General features: G+C 71.3%; 13 protein-coding genes, 1 tRNA gene and 5 pseudogenes. 7 read left to right on the forward strand and 12 right to left on the reverse strand.

The features are described from left to right. Positions 1-19: 19 nt before the first annotated feature. The 6 genes and pseudogenes from pstB to pstS form a co-directional block, all read right to left on the reverse strand. Positions 20-796 (reverse strand): phosphate ABC transporter ATP-binding protein PstB, encoded by a 777-nt coding sequence (gene pstB / locus UK82_RS09915; protein ID WP_011607572.1) that lies wholly within the window; start codon positions 794-796, stop codon positions 20-22. Between the two features lie 149 nt (positions 797-945). Further along, on the reverse strand, positions 946-1,406 hold a 461-nt coding region (locus UK82_RS36910), incomplete at its 5' end, for a PstA family ABC transporter permease (RefSeq protein ID WP_236705738.1). Between the two features lies 1 nt (position 1,407). Then, positions 1,408-2,013 (reverse strand): annotated as a pseudogene (locus tag UK82_RS36915) (phosphate ABC transporter, permease protein PstA); the annotation flags it as partial. Further along, positions 2,010-3,053, reverse strand: a complete 1,044-nt coding sequence (gene pstC, locus UK82_RS09925) for a phosphate ABC transporter permease subunit PstC (protein WP_044883888.1) — start codon at positions 3,051-3,053, stop codon at positions 2,010-2,012. The gene pstC and the pseudogene UK82_RS36915, both read right to left, overlap by 4 nt. A 244-nt stretch (positions 3,054-3,297) precedes the next feature. Beyond that, positions 3,298-3,626 (reverse strand): annotated as a pseudogene (locus UK82_RS36920) (substrate-binding domain-containing protein); the annotation flags it as partial. A 1-nt stretch (position 3,627) separates the two neighbouring features. Next, a pseudogene (gene pstS / locus UK82_RS09930) lies at positions 3,628-4,368 on the reverse strand (phosphate ABC transporter substrate-binding protein PstS); the annotation flags it as partial. 935 nt (positions 4,369-5,303) lie between these two features. Between pstS and UK82_RS09935 the strand changes: the two are divergent. The 6 genes from UK82_RS09935 (at position 5,304) to UK82_RS09960 (ending at position 10,952) form a co-directional block, all read left to right on the forward strand. Continuing rightward, complete coding sequence (locus tag UK82_RS09935) at positions 5,304-5,612, forward strand: hypothetical protein (protein WP_044883889.1); 309 nt, start codon at positions 5,304-5,306, stop codon at positions 5,610-5,612. A 131-nt stretch (positions 5,613-5,743) separates the two neighbouring features. Then, a complete protein-coding gene (proS, locus tag UK82_RS09940) occupies positions 5,744-7,150 on the forward strand; it encodes a proline--tRNA ligase (RefSeq protein ID WP_044883890.1) in 1,407 nt (468 codons plus the stop codon). Between the two features lie 185 nt (positions 7,151-7,335). Further along, positions 7,336-8,265, forward strand: coding sequence for an acetyltransferase (locus UK82_RS09945; protein ID WP_313949800.1), 930 nt, complete (start codon positions 7,336-7,338; stop codon positions 8,263-8,265). A 30-nt stretch (positions 8,266-8,295) separates the two neighbouring features. Next, a complete protein-coding gene (locus UK82_RS09950) occupies positions 8,296-10,017 on the forward strand; it encodes a long-chain-fatty-acid--CoA ligase (RefSeq protein WP_055406953.1) in 1,722 nt (573 codons plus the stop codon). Further along, a complete protein-coding gene (locus UK82_RS09955; RefSeq protein ID WP_044883893.1) occupies positions 10,014-10,472 on the forward strand; it encodes a hypothetical protein in 459 nt (152 codons plus the stop codon). Before UK82_RS09950 ends, UK82_RS09955 begins: the two co-directional genes overlap by 4 nt. A gap of 54 nt (positions 10,473-10,526) precedes the next feature. Then, complete coding sequence (locus tag UK82_RS09960; RefSeq protein WP_044883894.1) at positions 10,527-10,952, forward strand: hypothetical protein; 426 nt, start codon at positions 10,527-10,529, stop codon at positions 10,950-10,952. A 247-nt stretch (positions 10,953-11,199) separates the two neighbouring features. On the opposite strand, the pseudogene pyrH (UK82_RS41440) reads toward UK82_RS09960, so the two are convergent. From pyrH (UK82_RS41440) to UK82_RS09980, 5 genes and pseudogenes are all read right to left on the reverse strand, one after another. Further along, a pseudogene (gene pyrH / locus UK82_RS41440) lies at positions 11,200-11,323 on the reverse strand (UMP kinase); the annotation flags it as partial. A gap of 1 nt (position 11,324) precedes the next feature. Beyond that, a pseudogene (pyrH, locus tag UK82_RS09965) lies at positions 11,325-11,994 on the reverse strand (UMP kinase); the annotation flags it as partial. Positions 11,995-12,400: 406 nt separating this feature from the next. After that, complete coding sequence (locus tag UK82_RS09970) at positions 12,401-12,754, reverse strand: hypothetical protein (RefSeq protein ID WP_055406955.1); 354 nt, start codon at positions 12,752-12,754, stop codon at positions 12,401-12,403. A gap of 134 nt (positions 12,755-12,888) precedes the next feature. Next, positions 12,889-12,965, reverse strand: a tRNA-Pro gene (locus UK82_RS09975). Between the two features lie 90 nt (positions 12,966-13,055). Beyond that, complete coding sequence (locus tag UK82_RS09980) at positions 13,056-13,988, reverse strand: metallophosphoesterase (RefSeq protein WP_055406956.1); 933 nt, start codon at positions 13,986-13,988, stop codon at positions 13,056-13,058. Between the two features lie 269 nt (positions 13,989-14,257). Here UK82_RS09980 and UK82_RS09985 point away from each other — a divergent pair, with 269 nt between their 5' ends. Continuing rightward, the gene (locus UK82_RS09985; protein ID WP_044883899.1) at positions 14,258-14,734 is read left to right on the forward strand and encodes a GatB/YqeY domain-containing protein; all 477 of its coding nucleotides are present in this window, start codon (positions 14,258-14,260) and stop codon (positions 14,732-14,734) included. Positions 14,735-14,743: 9 nt separating this feature from the next. On the opposite strand, the gene UK82_RS09990 is transcribed toward UK82_RS09985, so the two are convergent. Then, positions 14,744-17,437, reverse strand: a complete 2,694-nt coding sequence (locus tag UK82_RS09990; protein ID WP_055406957.1) for a transglycosylase domain-containing protein — start codon at positions 17,435-17,437, stop codon at positions 14,744-14,746. Positions 17,438-17,765 lie beyond the last annotated feature (328 nt).

Raw genomic sequence — 17,765 nt, forward strand, 5'->3', positions numbered from 1 at the left:
CCGTGAACTTCCGCCGGCGTCAGCCGAACCGCCCGGAGACGTAGTCCTCGGTCCGCTTCTCCGTCGGGTTGCTGAAGATCTTCGAGGTCTTGTCGAACTCGACGAGGCGGCCGGGGTCTCCGGTCTTCTCCAGAGAGAAGAACGCGGTGGCGTCACTGACCCGCGACGCCTGCTGCATGTTGTGGGTGACGATGACGATCGTGAAGCTCGACTTCAGCTTCGTGATCAGGTCCTCGATGGCCAGCGTGGAGATCGGGTCGAGTGCCGAGCAGGGCTCGTCCATGAGCAGCACCTGGGGCTCGACGGCGATCGCCCGCGCGATGCACAGCCGCTGCTGCTGGCCGCCGGACAGGCCGGCGCCGGGCCGGCCGAGCCGGTCCTTGACCTCCTCCCAGAGGTTCGCGCCGCGCAGCGACTCCTCGACCCGCTCGTCGAGCAGCGCCTTCTTGCGCACGCCGTTGAGCTTCAGGCCGGCGATCACGTTCTCGTAGATGGACATGGTGGGGAACGGGTTCGGCCGCTGGAAGACCATCCCCACGGTGCGGCGGACGTTCACCGGGTCCGTGCCGGCCCCGTAGAGGTCCTCGCCGTCGAGCAGCACCTTCCCCTCGACGCGGGCGCCGGGAAGCACCTCGTGCATCCGGTTGAGGGTGCGCAGCACCGTCGACTTTCCGCACCCGGACGGCCCGATGAATGCGGTGACGTTCTTCGGTTCGATGGTCAGGTTCACGTCGGCTACGGCCTTGAACTTGCCGTAGTACGCCGTCAGCCCGGTTACGTCGATGCGGGTGGCCATGGCAACCTCGACTCACGATCTGTCTGGACGCTGTTCGATGTCGGACGGGAACGCGGGACGGTACGGGAACGCGGGACGGTACGGGAACGCGGGACGGTACGGGCCGGCGGCGGCGACGTCGGTGGCGGCGCCACCGGCCCGGGTCCGGGTCATTTCAACCGGTTGCGTCCGGCGAACAGCCGGGCGACGAGGTTCAGCACCATGATGATGATGATCAGCACCAGGGCGGCCGCCCACGCCCGGTCGACCGCGAACTGCTGCGGCTGGCCGGCCTGGGAGTAGATGTACAGCGGCAGGGACGACTGCTCGCCCGAGAACGGGTTCGAGTTGATGAGGTTCGTGCCGAAGACGGTAAGCAGCACCGGGGCGGTCTCGCCTGCCACCCGGGCCACCGCGAGCATGACGCCGGTCACGATCCCGGGCAGCGCGGTGGGCACGACCACCCGCAGGATGGTCCGCCACTGCGGCACGCCGAGCGCGTACCCGGCCTCGCGCAGCTCGTTGGGAACCAGCTTGAGCATCTCCTCGGCGGAGCGCACGACCGTCGGGATCATCAGCACGGCCAGCGCGAGCGCGCCCGCGAACCCGGAGAAGCCCTGGTCGAGAGCGANCACCCAGAACGCCAGGATGAACAGACCCGCGATGATCGACGGCAGGCCGGTGAGCACGTCGACGAAGAAGCTGATCACCCGGCTGATCCGGCCGCGGCCGTACTCCACCAGGTAGATCGCCACGAGCAGGCCGAACGGCACCGCCAGCACGCTGGCGAGCAGCACCTGCTCCACCGTGCCGATGATGGCGTGGTAGATGCCGCCGCCCACGTCCCGGGCGCCGATGCCGTTCATCGAGTGGGTGAAGAAGCCGGCGTCGAGCCGACCGGCCCCCTTGCTGATCACGCTGACCAGCACCGCGACCAGCGGGATCACGGCGAGCAGGAACGCGGTGTAGACGAGTGTCGTCGCGAACCGGTCCCGCGCCCGGCGCCCGCCCTCGACGACCGTCGAGACAACGGTCGTCGCGATCACGAAGAGGAGCGCGGCCATCAGCACGATCTGGATCTCGCTGTCGACCGGCGTGAGCAGGTAGATCAGCAGGGACACGACCACCGCGCCGGCGGCGACGGCGAGCGGCGCCCAGCGCGGCAGGGTCTGCCCGCGCAGGCGTAGGCGGTCTGGGTCACTGTCGATGTCCGGTCCGGACACGGTCGCGGTGCTCATGCGGAGCTCCCGGAGAACTCGCGGCGGCGCGCGACGATGGCCCGCGCGATGATGTTCACGATCATCGTGACGATGAACAGCACCAGGCCGGAGGCGATGAGCGCGCCGCGGCCGATGTCGTTGGCCTCGCCCCAGCCGTTCGCCACGTTCGCGGCGATCGTGTTGCCGGCGGGCGAGAGGAGGTGCGCGGAGATGTTGAACGAGGCGGGCAGGACCAGCGCGACCGCGATCGTCTCGCCCATCGCCCGGCCGAGACCCAGCATCGACGCGCTGATCACCCCGGGCTTGCCGTAGGGCAGCACCGCGACCCTGATCATCTCCCACCGGGTCGCGCCGAGGGCCAGGGCCGCCTCGCGGTGCGCGATCGGCACCTGGAGGAAGACCTCACGGGACAGGGCGGCCACGATCGGCAGGATCATGATTGCCAGAACCACGGAGGCGACGAAGAGCGAACGCCCCACCGAGTCGCCGCTGAACAGCGGGATCCAGCCGAAGTAGTCGTTCAGCCAGAGCTGGATGCCCTTCATGTGCGGCGCGAGGACGATCAGGCCCCACAGTCCGTAGACGACGCTCGGCACGGCGGCGAGCAGGTCGACGATGTAGCCGAGGACGGACGAGAGCTGCCGGGGCGCGTACACGGTGATGAACAGCGCGATCCCGACTGCCACCGGCACCGCGATGATCATCGCGACCGCCGCCGAGACGACCGTGCCGTACAGGGTCGCGGCCACCCCGAACTTCGGCGGGGTGGCGTTGGGGAACCACTCCTCGGTGGTGAGGAAGTTCCCGGTGTTGGCGTTGAGGGCGTGGGTGGCGCGCAGCACCAGGAAGATCGCGATCACGGCGATCAGCGCCAGCAGGCCGAGGCCGGCCGTGCGGGTGAGGTTCTTGAAGATCAGGTCGGCCGCCCCGACCCGCGCCTTGCCCGCGGCCGCGACCGCGGGCCCGCCGGCCGGCGGTGGGTCTTCCGGCGGGGCCGTCGCCGTGGCGGCCCCCCGCGGCTCGGCGGCGTCCGCCGAGCTGTCCGGCTCCGTCGTCATGGTCCTCTCCTTGGTGCCCGAGCGGGGCTTGGCGATCAAGGTCCCGGACGCGGCACGCGCGGCGGGACGTGGGTGCCGCGGCCGCCGTACATCGACGAAGCCGCGGTGGGTTGTTCACCCCACCGCGGGCACCGGCCGGGCCGGTCGGGTCGTGCGGGCCGCCCCGGCCGGCCCCGGACCGTCATGGTCCGGGCGGCTCGGGGCGGCCGTGCTGCGTGAGCTGTGCGATCGGACAGGCTGCGGGTCAGGCCAGCTTGCCGATGACCGCGCGGACCTTCGTCGCGACCGCGTCCGGCAGCGGCGCGTAGCCGAGGTCGCCGATCGAGGACTGAGCGGCGTCCGAGGCGGTGTAGGTCAGGAAGGACTTGACCAGCGCGGCCTGGTCGGCCGAGAGACCCTTGGTGCAGGCGATCTCGTAGGTGACCAGGTAGACCGGGTAGGCGCCCTTCGTCGCGGTGGCGTAGTCGAAGGTCAGCTTCAGGTCGTCGCCATCGGCGACCTTGGCGGTGCTCAGGCCCAGGGAGGCACCGTCCGTGCTCGGCTCGATGTACTCGCCGGCGGCGTTCTTGACCTNGACGGTCGACAGCCCGGCGTTCTCCGCGTAGGACAGCTCGGCGTAGCCGATGGAGTTCTCCGTGGACTTCACGGTCGAGGTGACGCCGTCACTGCCCTTGGCGCCCTGGCCGCCAGGAGCCTTCCAGTCCGAGCCGGAGTCGAAGGTCCAGTCGGCGCCGCCCGCGCCCTTGAGGAACTTGGTGAAGTTGTCCGTCGTGCCGGAGCCGTCGGAGCGGTGCACCGAGGCGATCGTGGCGTCCGGCAGCGAGGCGGCGCTGTTCTCGGCCTTGATGGCCGGGTCGTTCCACTTGGTGATCTTGCCAGCGAAGATCTTCGCCAGGGTCTGGGCAGACAGCTGCAGGCCGTTGACGCCGGACACGTGGTACATCAGCGCCACCGGGCCGACGGCCATCGGCAGGTCGACCGCGGCACCGCCGGTGCAGCGCGCGTCCGCGTCGGTCTTCTGCTGGTCCTTCAGCGCGGAGTCCGAACCGGCGAAGGCGACCTGCTTGCTGATGAACTGCTGCCGACCGGTCGAGGAACCCGTCGACTGGTAGTTGATCGTCGCGCCGGAGCACGCGTTCTGGTAGGCCTTGACCCACTCGTCGATCGCGTTCTTCTGCGCGGACGAGCCGGAGCCCGTGATGGACCCCTTCGCACACGAGATCGTGCTCGCCTTACTCGACGGCGCCGCGCCCGCGCCGCCGGAGTCGTTGTTGTCGTCAGTTCCGCACGCCGCCACGGTGAGCAGTGCCACCATCGCGGCCCCGACGGCGGCCTGACGCTTGCCTCGGATCACAAGCAACCCTTCGTCCCCGCGCCGTTCATGGCGCGCACTGTCGTCCGCCCCCCGGACTGGGGTGCCGGCGAGAATCGAAGCGATCCGGAGTGAACGAAAGATGAACAAGCGCATACGCCAACCCGTCACCAACCGGAACACATCTATGTCGGACGATTTATGGCCTGTTGACCGGACCGGTTGCCACCACTCCAGAACACCGCGTACTGAACTCTAAGCGCACTGTCACCAACAGCCGGCGCCCCCGGCGGCCGATCATGTCGGACCGACGCCATCGCCGGCCACCGTCCACCACCTCTACGCCTGCGAACTCCGGGACAACCGTCGGACAAGTCGACGACAAGAAGGCGTGGGCGCCGGGACGGTCGGCGGCCCGAGCTGGAGGATGGCCCGGCCGCCCGAGCGTCGCCGCGCCGGCCGGCCCGAAGCCCGGATGCCGGCTTTTCGACGTCATCGAACGACATCGAGCCGCTCGGGAATCTTGCGCCGCTGATACCGAATGTTCATCCGCGCGCGTCATGCCCGACCCGGCCCACTGCGCCCGGCGACGCAGTGGGACGGAGCCGGCGAAGCGGCCAACCCGCACGCAGCGCTACGCAGATGATCAGGACTTGCGCCCACAGTCACCGGACGTCCGTTCTGCCCGGAGATCGCCGGTGGCGTTCCACCCGTTCCCGTGCTTTGCTTATAAGCAACATCGACGTAGCTGACAGCATCCAGTCGAAACCTGAAAGTTCGATCGCGGAGGACGATTCCGCACGATGGTAGCAATGAGAAACATCGAGGCGACGTAGCGAAGTTGTCCCGGTCCAGAGAAGAGCCCGACGCCCGCCAGGCCCGCCGGCCGCACGTGACGCGCCTCGGAACCGACACGCATACAGGAGGACGGCCAGAAGATGAACACCGTCGACAACGACGATCTCCTACCGGAGCCCCGGCCGATCACCGGCGGCCGGCCCGGCTCCCTCGCCGAGGTGGTCACCGTCCACGACGGCCTGGCGATCCGGCACGAGCTGGTCCTGGCGCCGGGAGCCACCGCGGCCGACCTGACCACGGCCATGATCCTCGTCCCGCCCACGGCCTGTCTGGTCAGCCACCACGGGGACGTCGACGTCTCCCTGGTGTTCCAGGAGGTCAGCCGCGACGGGCGGCCGGAGCCGGGCGCCGACCCACTGGAGCACAGCCGAGGCCTGCGTCACCGCTGACCCGGCCCGATCGGGGCCGCCCGCCCGCGCGCCGGCGCGGGCACCCCGAGCGGCACCTCTGCGGTGCCACGCCGCGCCCAGCCCCCCGTCCCGATGGCCCCGCGGCCCGGCACAGGCAATATCGTGGCGAGGTGGCTGTACTCACCTCCCGTGCGACCGACTTCCCGCGCTGGTACCAGGACGTGCTCGCGAAGGCCGAGCTGGCCGACAACGGCCCCGTCCGCGGAACCATGGTCATCCGACCGTACGGCTACGCGATCTGGGAACGTATGCAGGCCGACGTGGACGCCCGGATCAAGGCCGCAGGCGCCGTCAACGCCTACTTCCCGCTGTTCATCCCGGAGAGCTACCTGCGCCGGGAGGCCGAGCACGTCGAGGGCTTCAGTCCCGAGCTCGCCGTGGTCACCATCGGCGGCGGTAAGGAGCTCGAGGAGCCGGTCGTCGTGCGGCCGACCAGCGAGACCATCATCGGCGAGTACCTGGCCAAGTGGACCCAGAGCTACCGCGACCTGCCGCTGCTGCTCAACCAGTGGGCCAATGTGGTCCGCTGGGAGCTACGCCCCCGACTGTTCCTGCGCAGCAGCGAGTTCCTCTGGCAGGAGGGGCACACCGCGCACGTCGACGAGGCCGAGGCCGCCGCCTACGCCCGCCGGATCGCCCTGGAGGTCTACCGCGACTTCCTCACCGATGTGCTCGCCATCCCGGTGTTCATCGGCACGAAGACCCGCAAGGAGCGCTTCGCCGGCGCCACGAACACCATGACCTGCGAGGGCATGATGGGCGACGGCAAGGCCCTGCAGATGGCGACCAGCCATGAGTTGGGGCAGAACTTCGCCCGGGCCTTCGACATCGACTTCCTCGGCGCGGACGGCGCGAAGCACCTGGCCTGGACGACGTCCTGGGGTAGCTCGACCCGGATGGTCGGCGGCCTGATCATGGCGCACGGCGACGACAACGGCCTGCGCATCCCGCCCCGGCTCGCCCCGACCCAGGTCGTGGTGCTCCCGGTGCGCGACGACGAGACCGTCGTCGCGAAGGCCCGCGAGATCGGCGCGGCGCTCACCGACGCCGGGCTGCGGGTGCAGGTCGACGCCCGCCCGGGGCTGTCCTTTGGCCGCCGGGTCACCGACGCCGAGATCAAGGGCATCCCGGTGCGGGTCGAGGTCGGCCCGCGCGACCTGGCCGCCGGGAACGTGACCCTGGTCCGCCGGGACACCTCGGCGAAGGCGCCGGTGCCGCTGGCGGAGGCGGCCGCCCGGGTTCCGGCGCTGCTCGACGAGGTGCAGGCCGGCCTGCACGCCGAGGCCCTGGCATTGCGCGAGAGCCGAACGGCGGACGTCACCACGGTCGCCGACGCCGCGCAGGCGGCGCAGACCGGCTTCGCCCGGATCCCGTGGCGCCTCGTGGGCGAGGAGGGCGAGGCACGCCTCGCCGAGGACGCCCTGACCGTCCGCTGCCTGCAGACGCCCGACGGCGAGATCCCGCCCGCCGGCGGCGACCCCGACGACCTGGTCTGCCTGATCGCCCGCTCCTACTGACCGCCGCGTGACGCAGGCGCGCTAGCCGAAACGGGTTATCCGGCTTTGCGGCCCTTCGGCTCGTTTGCTAACGTCACCAATGTCCGAACTGCCCGAAATAGTCCATCCTTGATTCCGTCTTTCGCGCACGCAGAACAGGTAGCATGCTCCGACAAGACGAATTCGAGCAGCTTATTGCCCGGAAAATGGGTCTCGCTGATTCGGCGATCGCCGGCGGCAGCCGGCTCCATGAAGACCTCGGGCTGGATTCCTTCCGGCTTCTGGAACTCTGCCTGTACGTGATCGAGCTCGGAGTCGACCTCTCCGAGGCGAACTGGCTGGAAATCGAGACCGTCGGCGAGCTCTACCACCGTTATCGGGCCGGCCCGCCCGCCGCGGACTCCCAGCCGCTCCCCGCCGCATCGGCAGTGAGCGCCGTACCGGCCGGGATCGGCGTCGGCGCAGCGTCGCTCGACGGGCCCGCGGGCCTCGCCGGGCCGGGCCTCGCCGGGCCGGGGATGGCCGGGCCGGGGATGGCCGGTGCCGCCGCCGCAGCAGCAGCGTCCGCGGCCGCCGGCTCGCTCGCGCTGCCACCGCCGCGGTTCGCCGGGCGGTTTCTGCGGCTGATGCCGGTGCTGCCGGCGTCGACGCCGTTCCTGTACGAGCTCGCGGTCACCCCGGAGATCGGCTTTCGCTGGCGCTACCGGGGCTCGGTGCCGTCGTATCCGCAGTTCGAGCAGGAGCTGTGGCAGGGCGTCCTGACCCAGTTCGTGATCGAGTCGATCGAGACGGCCCGGCCGGTCGGCCACGCGATCTGCTACAACCCGGAGTTCACCCTGGGGTACGCCTACGTCGGCGCGGCGATCTCGGCCGACTACACCGGGTCGGGTCTGGCCGTCGAGGCACTGGACCTGTTCGTGCGTTACGTCTTCGACATCTGGCCGTTCCGAAAGCTGTATTTCGAGGTGCCCGAGTTCAACTACCCGCAGTTCGCGGGGGCCGATCGGGAAAAATCGGCCGGCGGCGCACTCGAACTCGAGGGGCGGCTGCGCCGGCACGACTTCTATCGCGGTCGCTACTGGGACCGTCTCATTCTCGCCGTCTACCGGGACAGCACGGACGGCGACGCCCGATAACGGGATCGTCCGCCGGAGAGGGCGTCGACAATGGTTTATCTGCTGGATCGCATGAGGCGTGCCAGCACCGGTCCGAACACGGTGACCTTCCTCGCGCCGGACGGCGGACGGCGGGTCGGCTGGGCCGAGCTCTACGGGGACGCCCGACGCGTCGCCGCGGGCCTGCAGTCGCACGGGGTCGGGCCGGGCCGGCCGGTGGTCATCCTTGCCGACACGTCGCGGGAGACGATCACCGCCGCGATGGCGACCTGGCTCGCCGGCGGTAGCCTCACCATGGCCCCCACCCCCGCCCGCACCGTCGACCTGGCCCGCTACCTCGCCGACACCCGCGACCGGTTCGACTCGCTCGGTGAGCCGCTCGTGCTGGTCGGCGCGCCGTGGGGGGACGCGGTGCCGGCGCTGTCCGGCGGGGCCGGGCGGGTGATCCCGCTGGCCGAGGCGGTCGGCGACCCGCCTGCGGCGCCGTGGCGCCCGCCCCTGCTGACCGCCGACGCCCCCGCGATCCTGCAGCTGACCAGCGGCACCACCGGCGCACCGAAGATCGCCCGGATCAGCCACGGCAACCTGGCGGCGAACATCGAGGGCATCCGGGTGGCGACCAGCCACGAGGCCGTGCACGGCCGGATGCTGTCCTGGCTGCCGCTGTCCCACGACATGGGGCTCATCGGCGGGTTCATCCTGCCGATGGCGTGCGGCCGCTGCGACACGCTGCTGTCCTCACCCGCCGACTACCTGGCGAGGCCGGCGAGCTGGATGCAGCTCGTCTCCCACCATCGCGCCACCAACACGGTCGGACCCGGCTCCGCCTACGCCGTCGCGGCCCGGCTGCTGCGCACCGGCCCCCGGCTGGACCTCTCCTGCCTGGCCTACGCGCTGTGCGGCGGGGAGCCGATCGATCCCGCGGTCGTCGACGACTTCCTCGACGCCGCCGGCGGTCACGGCTTCCATCCGGCCTCCTTCACACCCGCCTACGGGCTCGCGGAGGCCACGGTCGCGGTCACGTTCTCCGCCGTGGGGCGTGGGCCGCGCTACGACACGGTGGACGCGGACGCCCTGGCCGCGGGCACGGCCCGGTTCGTGCCCCCCGAGCCGGCCGCGCGCCTGGTGTCCCCCGAGCCCGCCGGGCCCGCCGAGTCCCCCGAGCCCGCTGAGCCCGCCGAGCCGGCGGTGCCCGCGGTGCGCACGAGACGGCTGGCGCTGCTCGGGGAGCCGATCCCCGGCCTGTCGGTCCGCGTGGTCGATCCGGACTCGGGCGGGATCCGGCCCGAGCGGAAGGTCGGCGAGGTCCAGGTCCGCGGCACCTCGGTGACCGCCTCCTACCATGACGATCCCGAGTCGGCGGCGGCCCTGCGCGCCCGCGACGGGTGGCTGGCCACCGGCGACCTCGGCTACCTCACCGGCGGCGAACTGGTCGTCTGCGGTCGCCGCAAGGACGTCATCATCCTCGGCGGCCGCAACATCTACCCCGAGGAGGTGGAGCGGGCTGCGGCCCGCGCCGAGGGTGCCCGCGCGGGCAACATCGTCGCCTTCCCCTACCCGCGTCCCGGCCATCTCGGCGGGGAGGGGCTCGCCGTGGCCGTCGAGACCCGTGGGGCCGATCCCGCCGCGCTGAGGAGCGCCGTCGCCGAGAAGGTCCGCGCCGCGCTCGGGGTGACCCCGCACGCGGTGCTGGTGCTCGAGCCGGGCTCGGTGCCGAAGACCCCCTCCGGAAAGCTGCAACGAGCCGAGGCCCGGCGGAGGTTCACCCCATGAGCACCCAGCCCGCCGCGCGACACGACGCACACAGCGTCGGCGCGGGCAGCGACGCCGCCACGGCCGAACGGCTCGCGGCCCTGGCCGACGGCCTCTACGCCGCCTGGGCGGAACCCGCGGTGTCCCGGCGCGACGAACTGCTCGCCGACTGCTGCGTCCCCGCGGTGACCTACGCCAACCCGCTGGGCGAGGCCGCCGGCATCATCGAGTTCGCCGATCTCATCGGCGAGTTCCTCGCGCCCTACCCGGGGCATCGGCCGGTGCGCACCAGCGGGGTCGACGTGCACCACCGTCGCGCCCGCTGGGAGTGGGGACTGCGCAACAGCATCGGACAGATCGTGCTGGCGGGCCTCGACGTCGTCACCTTCACCGAGCGGCCGCGCCTGGAGACCATCAGCACCTTCTTCGGGCCTCCGCCGCGGCCGGTCTACTCCTTCGGCGCGGCACCAGCCTGAACCCGCACCGCCCATCCCGATCCCCCACCGCCCATCCCCCACCTGGAGGAAATCGTGCCCAGCACCCGCGCAGCACTGCGGACCGCAGCCGTCGGCGCGACCGGCGCCGTGGCGGCCGGCCTGTTCGGCGCCATCCCCGCCGACGCATCCACCCCGATTCAGTCCACCGGCTGCACCGTCACCGCCTGGCCGCCCACCGGCGGCTCGACGATCTTCGCGAACGGTGGGATCACCTGCGACCCCCGGTACTCGGGCAACATGCAGATCAGCAACCAGTTGCGGAAGTACGCGAACGGGCAGTGGATGTCCGTCGGGGACCCGGTCAAGAAGTCGTACTGGGGCGGCAGCGGCATCGGCGAGGGCACCTCGGTGCCCTGCAGCTTCAACGGTCAGGCGCAGTTCAAGACCGTGACCACCGGCACCGCGGACGGCATGTCGACCACGGACACCTCCCCGAGCACCACCTACTCCTGCTTCTGATCCACCCCTGGCGATCCACCGCCGCTGAGCCCGGCGCCGGTACCGGCCACGTGTCGGTACCGGCCCGGCCTGGCTAGCCGGTCAGATCCCGACAAAAGACGCGTCATAGCATCAAATCGGGCCTCGCCTTTACCGAAAAGACAACAACTGCGCGGCGTACCGTCAACCCACCGCGGCGGGAGTACAACCCCCGGCGTCGGCGGGCGGCGAGTGCCGAGAACTTCACCGACCGGTGGCGCGGCGCGGCTCACACCACCGTTTCGGCGGAACTCGCCAGCGCCGCGGAACCCGACTTCCCACCCGTGGTGTCGATGACGGTCCCCCGATGTTCGCCGCGACAGATCGCCGTCATCGCACCCTGCTGCTCGATGNCGAAGATGTGCAGCGGGATACCGAAGTCGCGGGCAAGAATGAATGCCGACTGATCCATGACCCGCAGCCCCCTGCTGATCACCTCGTCGTAGCTGAGGTGGGAGAAGCGCTGAGCGTCCGGGTTGATCTTCGGGTCGCTGTCGTAGACGCCGTCGACGCCGTCCTTGGCGGCGAGCACCGCGTCCGCGCCCAGCTCCAGCGCGCGCTGCACCGCCGGGTAGTCGGTGGTGAGGAAGGGCTGACCGTTCCCGCAGGCGAGAATGACCGTCGCCCCCTTCTCCAGCAGGTGCACGGCCCGCAGCCGGATATAGGGCTCGGCCACCGCCGGGACCGGGACCGCCGTCATCACCCGCAGGTTGTCCTCCCCGAGGGCGGTCAGCTTGCCCCGCAGCAGCAGGCTGTTGATGACCGTGCCGAGCATCCCGATGTTGTCGGCCTCGACCCGATCGATCCCCCACCGGTCCGACTGGTTGCCGCGGAAGAGATTTCCACCGCCGACGACGATCGCCACCTCGACCCCGGACTGACGCACCGCGATGATTTCCCGGGCGAGATGTTCCAGCGCATTCGAATCAAAGCCGAATTCGGCGGAACCGGCGATCGCCCGGCCGCTTAGTTTTACGACCACTCGACGGTATTTGGCCACAGTCTCCCGCTTCCCCTTTTCCATCGTGCGATCTTAACGTAGCCGGGTCAATGATCGATCATGAGCCCGGGAAGTACTTGGGTACACGGTAGAGCACCCGGCTCCCGGGACCGCGCCATGACCGGCCGGCCACGAAAACAACCCGCACCGGCCGCAACGCGTCAGGTGCCGACGAGGGTGCGTCCCGACCGACGCCCGCGCGGGCCAGTTCGACGATCTTGGTGTTCCGTCGAGCCGCGCCACGCGAACCTCGTGCCGCCCGCCTCCCAGCGGCGCGGTCGCCGCGGAGTGGCGCGGTCGCCGCGGAGTGGCGCGGTCGCCGCGGAGTGGCGCGGTCGCCGCGGAGTGGCGCGGTCGCCGCGGAGTGGCGCGGTCGCCGCGGAGTGGCGCGGTCGCCGACCACGGCGCCGGTACCCGTCCGACACCGCGGCTAGGTCACGATGTGCAGGTACTCGAACACCGTCCCGTCGGGATGCTCGGCGATCAGTCGGGATCCGTTGGGTGACTCGCCGGGCCCTTCAAGCAGCGCGCCGCCTGCCGAGACGATCGTCGCGGCGACAGCGTCGAGGTCATCGACCAGCACGGTCGCGGCCCGGTTGCGCAACGGCGCCAGCGCGGCGGGCGTCCCCGCCACCAGGAGGAAAGGCCCGACCCACGCCAGCTCGACGTCGCGAAAGCGGAAGCGGCGCGTGGGCTCGTCCGAAGCCAGTCGCTGGTAGAGGGGCAGCACGTCGTCCAGCGATTCGACGTAGACCCGGGCGAGCACCTCACGAATCGGACTCACAGCGCGACGCTACCTCGCCCTGCCCACGGGCCATCGGTGGAGCAGGCCAGGGGTGATCGCTTCAGTGGCGAGCCCAGAGACGACGAAAGCCCTGGTCCGGCCCTCCCGTAGGAGCCTGAGACCAGGGCTTTGCGTGGTCGGGGTGGCGGGATTCGAACCCACGACCTCTTCGTCCCGAACGAAGCGCGCTACCAAGCTGCGCCACACCCCGCGACCGAGATGAAGCATACCCGACGGAGCGGTGGTTCAGGGCAGGGGGTGGTCACGGGTTCGGCCGGCGGTCACGCAGACGGGACCGCGGTCAGGCAGACGGGACCGCGGTCAGGCAGAGCAGGGTCGCCTCGGGGCGGCAGCCGAGGCGCACCGGGGCGAAGGGCGAGGTCCCCAGGCCCGGGGACACGTGCAGCCAGGACGCTCCCGCGGCGGTCGCGTGGCGGGACAGCCCGCGGACCCGGGATCGGTCGAGCCCGCAGTTGCTCACCAGTGCCCCGATTCCCGGCAGCCGGATCTGGCCGCCGTGGGTGTGACCCGACAGGATGAGGCCGACGCCGTCGGCGGTGAAGGCGTCGAGCACCCGCGGCTCCGGCGTGTGCGACAGGCCGAGCGCGAGCTGCGTGCCGGGCTCCGCGGGCCCGGCCACGAGGTCGGGCCGGTCGCGGCGCAGCCGGGCGTCGTCGACCCCGCGCACGTCGATCCGGCGGCCGCCGGCCGCGAGTACGGCCCGGGTGTTGGTGAGCTCCGTCCAGCCGCTCGCCGCGGTCAGGTCCTTGGCGAGGCCCGCCCAGTCCAGCGGGACGCCGGACGGCTCGGCCGGCGCATCGCCGCGCAGGTACCGGTGCGGACTGCGCAGCGTGGGGACGAAGTAGTCGTTGTTCCCCGGGACGAACACACCCGGGAACGAGTACAGCGGCGCCAGCGCGGTGAGCAGCGGCTCGCGGGCGTCCTCGGCGCAGAGCACGTCACCGGTGAGGGCGACCAGGTCCGGCAGCAGCCGGGCCAGCTCGGCCAACCACGCGAGCTTGTCCCGCTGGCGCGCCGTGACGTGCAGGTCGGACAGGTGCAGCACGCGCAGCGGTCGCGAGCCGGCGGCAAGCGCGGGGATCGACAGCCGACGCAGCGTGTAGGCGTTGCGCTCGTACAGCGAGCCGTAGGCGAGCGCGCCCGCCCCGACCACCGCGACCGATGCCGCGAGCCCCGCGGCCCCGCGCGCCACCCGGCGCCTCGGCGCCCCCACACCCGCCACCACGACCTCCTCGCGCCCAGACCTCTCGCGCCCAGGCCTCTCGTGCCCCGACCTCTCGCGCCCCGGCGCCATCCCCCGTGCCGCGCATTCGACCCGGCGGACCCACCGCGCCAGAGGGACCACTCCCGTGGCGGCGGCGTGCCTCGGGCCGTACAACACAGTCTCACCCCCGGTCCGCCGTGGCCGGGCGCCACCCCGGCCGTCGCACCGCCGTGGCCAGGCGTGACCAGGTCCCCCGCGGACCATAGGCTTCGTTGACTATGAGCACCCCCACGGAACGGAGCACGCTGCACCAGCGGCTCCGCGCCGACCTGACCACCGCGATGAAGTCCCGCGACGAGCTGCGGACGTCCACTCTCCGGCTGGCGCTGGCCGCCGTGAAGGACGCGGAGGTCGCCGGCGCCACCGCCCGCGTCCTCGACGACGCGGAGGTCTCGCAGGTCCTGACCCGCGAGGTGAAGAAGCGACGGGAGGCGGCCGACGCCTACGCCGCGGCCGGTCGCGCCGAACAGGCCGACCGGGAACGCGCCGAGGGCGAGGTGCTGGGCGAGTACCTGCCTAGCCAGCTCGGCGACGACGAGCTGGCCGCCATCATCGACCGCGTGCTCGCCGAGCTGGACCTCTCCGGGCCGAAGGCGATCGGCCCGGCGATGAAGGCCGTGCAGGCCGCCGTGGCCGGCCGGGCCGAGGGCGGCCGGGTGGCTGCCCTGGTGAAGGCGAGGCTCACCGGCGGCTGACCGTCGGCGCTACCTGCGGTTGCGGCGCGGCCGGCGGGCCCAGTCCGCCGGGTTGGTCCCGGGGCTGGCCGGTGAGCTCAGTTGCTCGCGCGGATTCGCCCCGAAGACGCCGGGCAGGCCGGGCCCCCCGCCCGGCGGGACGGGCTGCCCCAGCCCCGCCGGCGGCGAGCCTCCTGGCAGCACCGGCGTACCGGTCAACCCGCCGGAGATCGACAGCTTGATCTCCGTGTTGATGGAGACCGGGCCGCCGGGCGACGGCGACATGTACACCACGATCCCGGGGGCGACCGGCGCGGGGACCGGCTGCGACGTGACGTGGAACCCGAGCTGGACGAGCATCTGCTCGGCCACCTGCTGCGGCTGGCCGACCACGTTGGGTAGAATCTTCGCCGGCACCTGCGGCTGGGTGTCGTCCGGCGCCGGCAGCGGCTCGACCGGCAGGCTCAGGCCGTTGATCGTACGGATCATGGTCCGGGACCACACCTGCGCCGGGTATCCGCCGCCGAAGACGTTGCGGCCGAGCACGTTGGTCAGCGGATGCGAGGTCGGCCCGCGCGGGTCGGCGAGGGTGACCGCCGCGGCGAGCTGCGGGATGTACCCCGCGAACGAGGCGGTGCTGAAGCCCTCGGCGGTACCCGTCTTGCCCGCGGCCGGCCGGCCGATCTGCCCGTTGCCGCTGGCCGTCCCGTGGTTGATGACGCCCTGCAGCACGGCACTGACCGTGTCCGCGATCTTCGGGTCGAGCACCTGCTGGCAGGGCGCGCCCGCGTTGAACGGCAGCGGCCGGTCGGCGCCGCCGACCCGCTGCGTGATCGCGAGGACGGTGCGCGGGTCGCATCGACGCCCCCGCGCCGCCAGCGTCGAATAGGCGGTGGCCAGGTCCATCGTGCTGATTTCGTTGGAGCCGAGGATCGACGAGCCGTCGACGCGGCTGATCCCGTCGATCCCCTTGCATTCCGGATCGTCGTTCTTGGCCGGGCGGATCCGGCACGAGGAGACGCCCATCCGGCGGGCGACCTCGGCCGTCTTCAACACGCCCAGCTTCTCGGCGAGCTGGATGTAGTAGGTGTTGACCGACCCCCAGGTCGCGGTCGTCAGGGAATAGAAACCGTCCTCGCTCGGATCGGCGTTGCCGTAGCAGTTCTTACCCTGCGGATCCGGGTTCGGGAAGACGTCGGAGTGATAGCAGACGGGGGCGTGCAGCGTCGTGGACAGCGGCAGGCCGGACTCCAGGGCGGAGATCAGGGTGAACACCTTGAAGGTCGATCCCGGCGAGAAGGAGTCCTCGTCGACCGGATAGACCTCCTTTGTGTGCACGAAATCCGTCGACAGGCTCGCCGGCTTGCCGTCGTCCGTCGCCCCGTACTCCCGGTTGATCGCGACAGCGAGCACCTGGCCCGTGCCCGGCTGCATCATCGCGACGCTCGCCGCCACCCGGTTGCCGATCGGGATGACCTCCGCCGCGGCCGACTGCGCGGACTGCTGCGCGACCGGGTCCAGCGTCGTTCTGATGGTCAGGCCGCCCTCGAACAGCAACCTGCGGGCGTCCTCCTCGGTGGGGGCGAAGGTTCTGTCGTTGAGGAGCTGCTGGCGGACCAGGGCGCAGAAGAACGGCGCGCCCGAGTCGGCACATGGGTCGGCCGACCGCGCGGGACGGTCGAGCACCAGCTTGCTGTCGTGCGCCTGACGGAAGTCGGCCTGGCTGAGGTGATGCAGCTCCAGCATCCGGTCGAGCACCACGTTGCGCCGTTCCCGGGCCGCCTGGGGATGCAGCACCGGATTGAAGGAGGTCGGGTTCTTCACCAGGCCGGCGAGGGTCGCCGCCTGCGGCAGAGTGAGTCGGTCCACGTCGACGTTGAAGTAGTGCTTCGCCGCGACCTCGATGCCGTAGGCGCCGTCGCCGAAGTAGGCGATGTTCAGGTAGCGCTCGAGGATCTCGTCCTTACTCAGGTGCGCCTCGAGGTAGAGCGCGTACCGCGCCTCCCGCAGCTTTCGCCGCACCGTCTGCTCGGTGGCGGCCTTCTTTTCCTCCGGCGTGGTGGCCGACATCAGCAGAACGTTCTTGACGTACTGCTGGGTCAGCGTGGACCCGCCCTGAGTCACCTCGCCGTTCTCCCGGTTGGTCAGATAGGCGCGGGCGAGACCCTTGTAGTCCAGCCCGTCGTGTTCGTAGAAACGCGAGTCCTCGATGTCGACGACGGCCTGGCGCATCACCTGGGGAACCCGGCTCAGCGGCACGACCTCACGGTTCTGCTCGCCGGACAGGACGGCGATCTGGTTGCCGCGCGCGTCGAGGATCCGCGACGCCTGCGCCAGCGGGGGAACCGTGAGGTTCGCCGGCAGGTTCATGAAGTCGTCGGCGCTGTTCTTGACGGTCAACCCCACCGCGCCGACCACCGGCAGCGCGAGCATGCCGACCAGCACTCCGGCCACCACGCTGAGCACGCCCGCGACGGCCAGCCGGCGCACCGTACGCCCCGCCCGGCGGCCTCCGGTGCCGCCCGGCCCACCGGATCCGCTCTGGCCGCCGAAACCGCCCCGCCCACCGGAACCGCTCTGGCCGCCCGTGGCGAAGCCCGGCCGGTAGAGGTCGCCGACCTCGCGGTCCCGCACAGCAGCGGTGGATACCGGGCCGGCCTGCGTCGGCCGGCGCCCGGGGGGTGGCTGCCCAGAGGGCACCGGGTACCCAGGGGGCGTGGTCATCGGCGGACCTCCGTCCAGCCAGGCTGGGACACCAGTCGGAGCATACGGGCCAACATCTGATCAACCCTCTCCGCCCTGACGGGGCAGGCCGGTACAACGACGCTCGAGGGGCCACCCAAGCGAGTCGAAAACGCCGTGACCTGGGACACCGCAATTCCGACGGCGGGTGGCGTGGCCGGCCGCCGACGGCGAGCCCTGGACGAGCGTGACGACCTCCACATCACCACGCCCGAGGCGGTCCCGCCATGCCCACCAACGGGCTACCGGATCGGAGGGGGCCCTGGAGGTCGGTTCCCATGTCAGCCGGACAACGGGACCATGGAAGAAC

Source organism: Frankia sp. ACN1ag, assembly GCF_001414035.1.
GTDB lineage: Bacteria > Actinomycetota > Actinomycetes > Frankiales > Frankiaceae > Frankia > Frankia torreyi.

Coding starts and splice junctions, on each gene's coding strand:
- pstB (WP_011607572.1), bottom strand. CDS start 796: ATGGCCACCCGCATCGACGTAACCGGGCTGACGGCGTACTACGGCAAG.
- pstC (WP_044883888.1), bottom strand. CDS start 3,053: ATGACGACGGAGCCGGACAGCTCGGCGGACGCCGCCGAGCCGCGGGGG.
- UK82_RS09935 (WP_044883889.1), top strand. CDS start 5,304: ATGAACACCGTCGACAACGACGATCTCCTACCGGAGCCCCGGCCGATC.
- UK82_RS09945 (WP_313949800.1), top strand. CDS start 7,336: ATGGGTCTCGCTGATTCGGCGATCGCCGGCGGCAGCCGGCTCCATGAA.
- UK82_RS09950 (WP_055406953.1), top strand. CDS start 8,296: ATGGTTTATCTGCTGGATCGCATGAGGCGTGCCAGCACCGGTCCGAAC.
- UK82_RS09955 (WP_044883893.1), top strand. CDS start 10,014: ATGAGCACCCAGCCCGCCGCGCGACACGACGCACACAGCGTCGGCGCG.
- UK82_RS09985 (WP_044883899.1), top strand. CDS start 14,258: ATGAGCACCCCCACGGAACGGAGCACGCTGCACCAGCGGCTCCGCGCC.
- UK82_RS09990 (WP_055406957.1), bottom strand. CDS start 17,437: ATGACCACGCCCCCTGGGTACCCGGTGCCCTCTGGGCAGCCACCCCCC.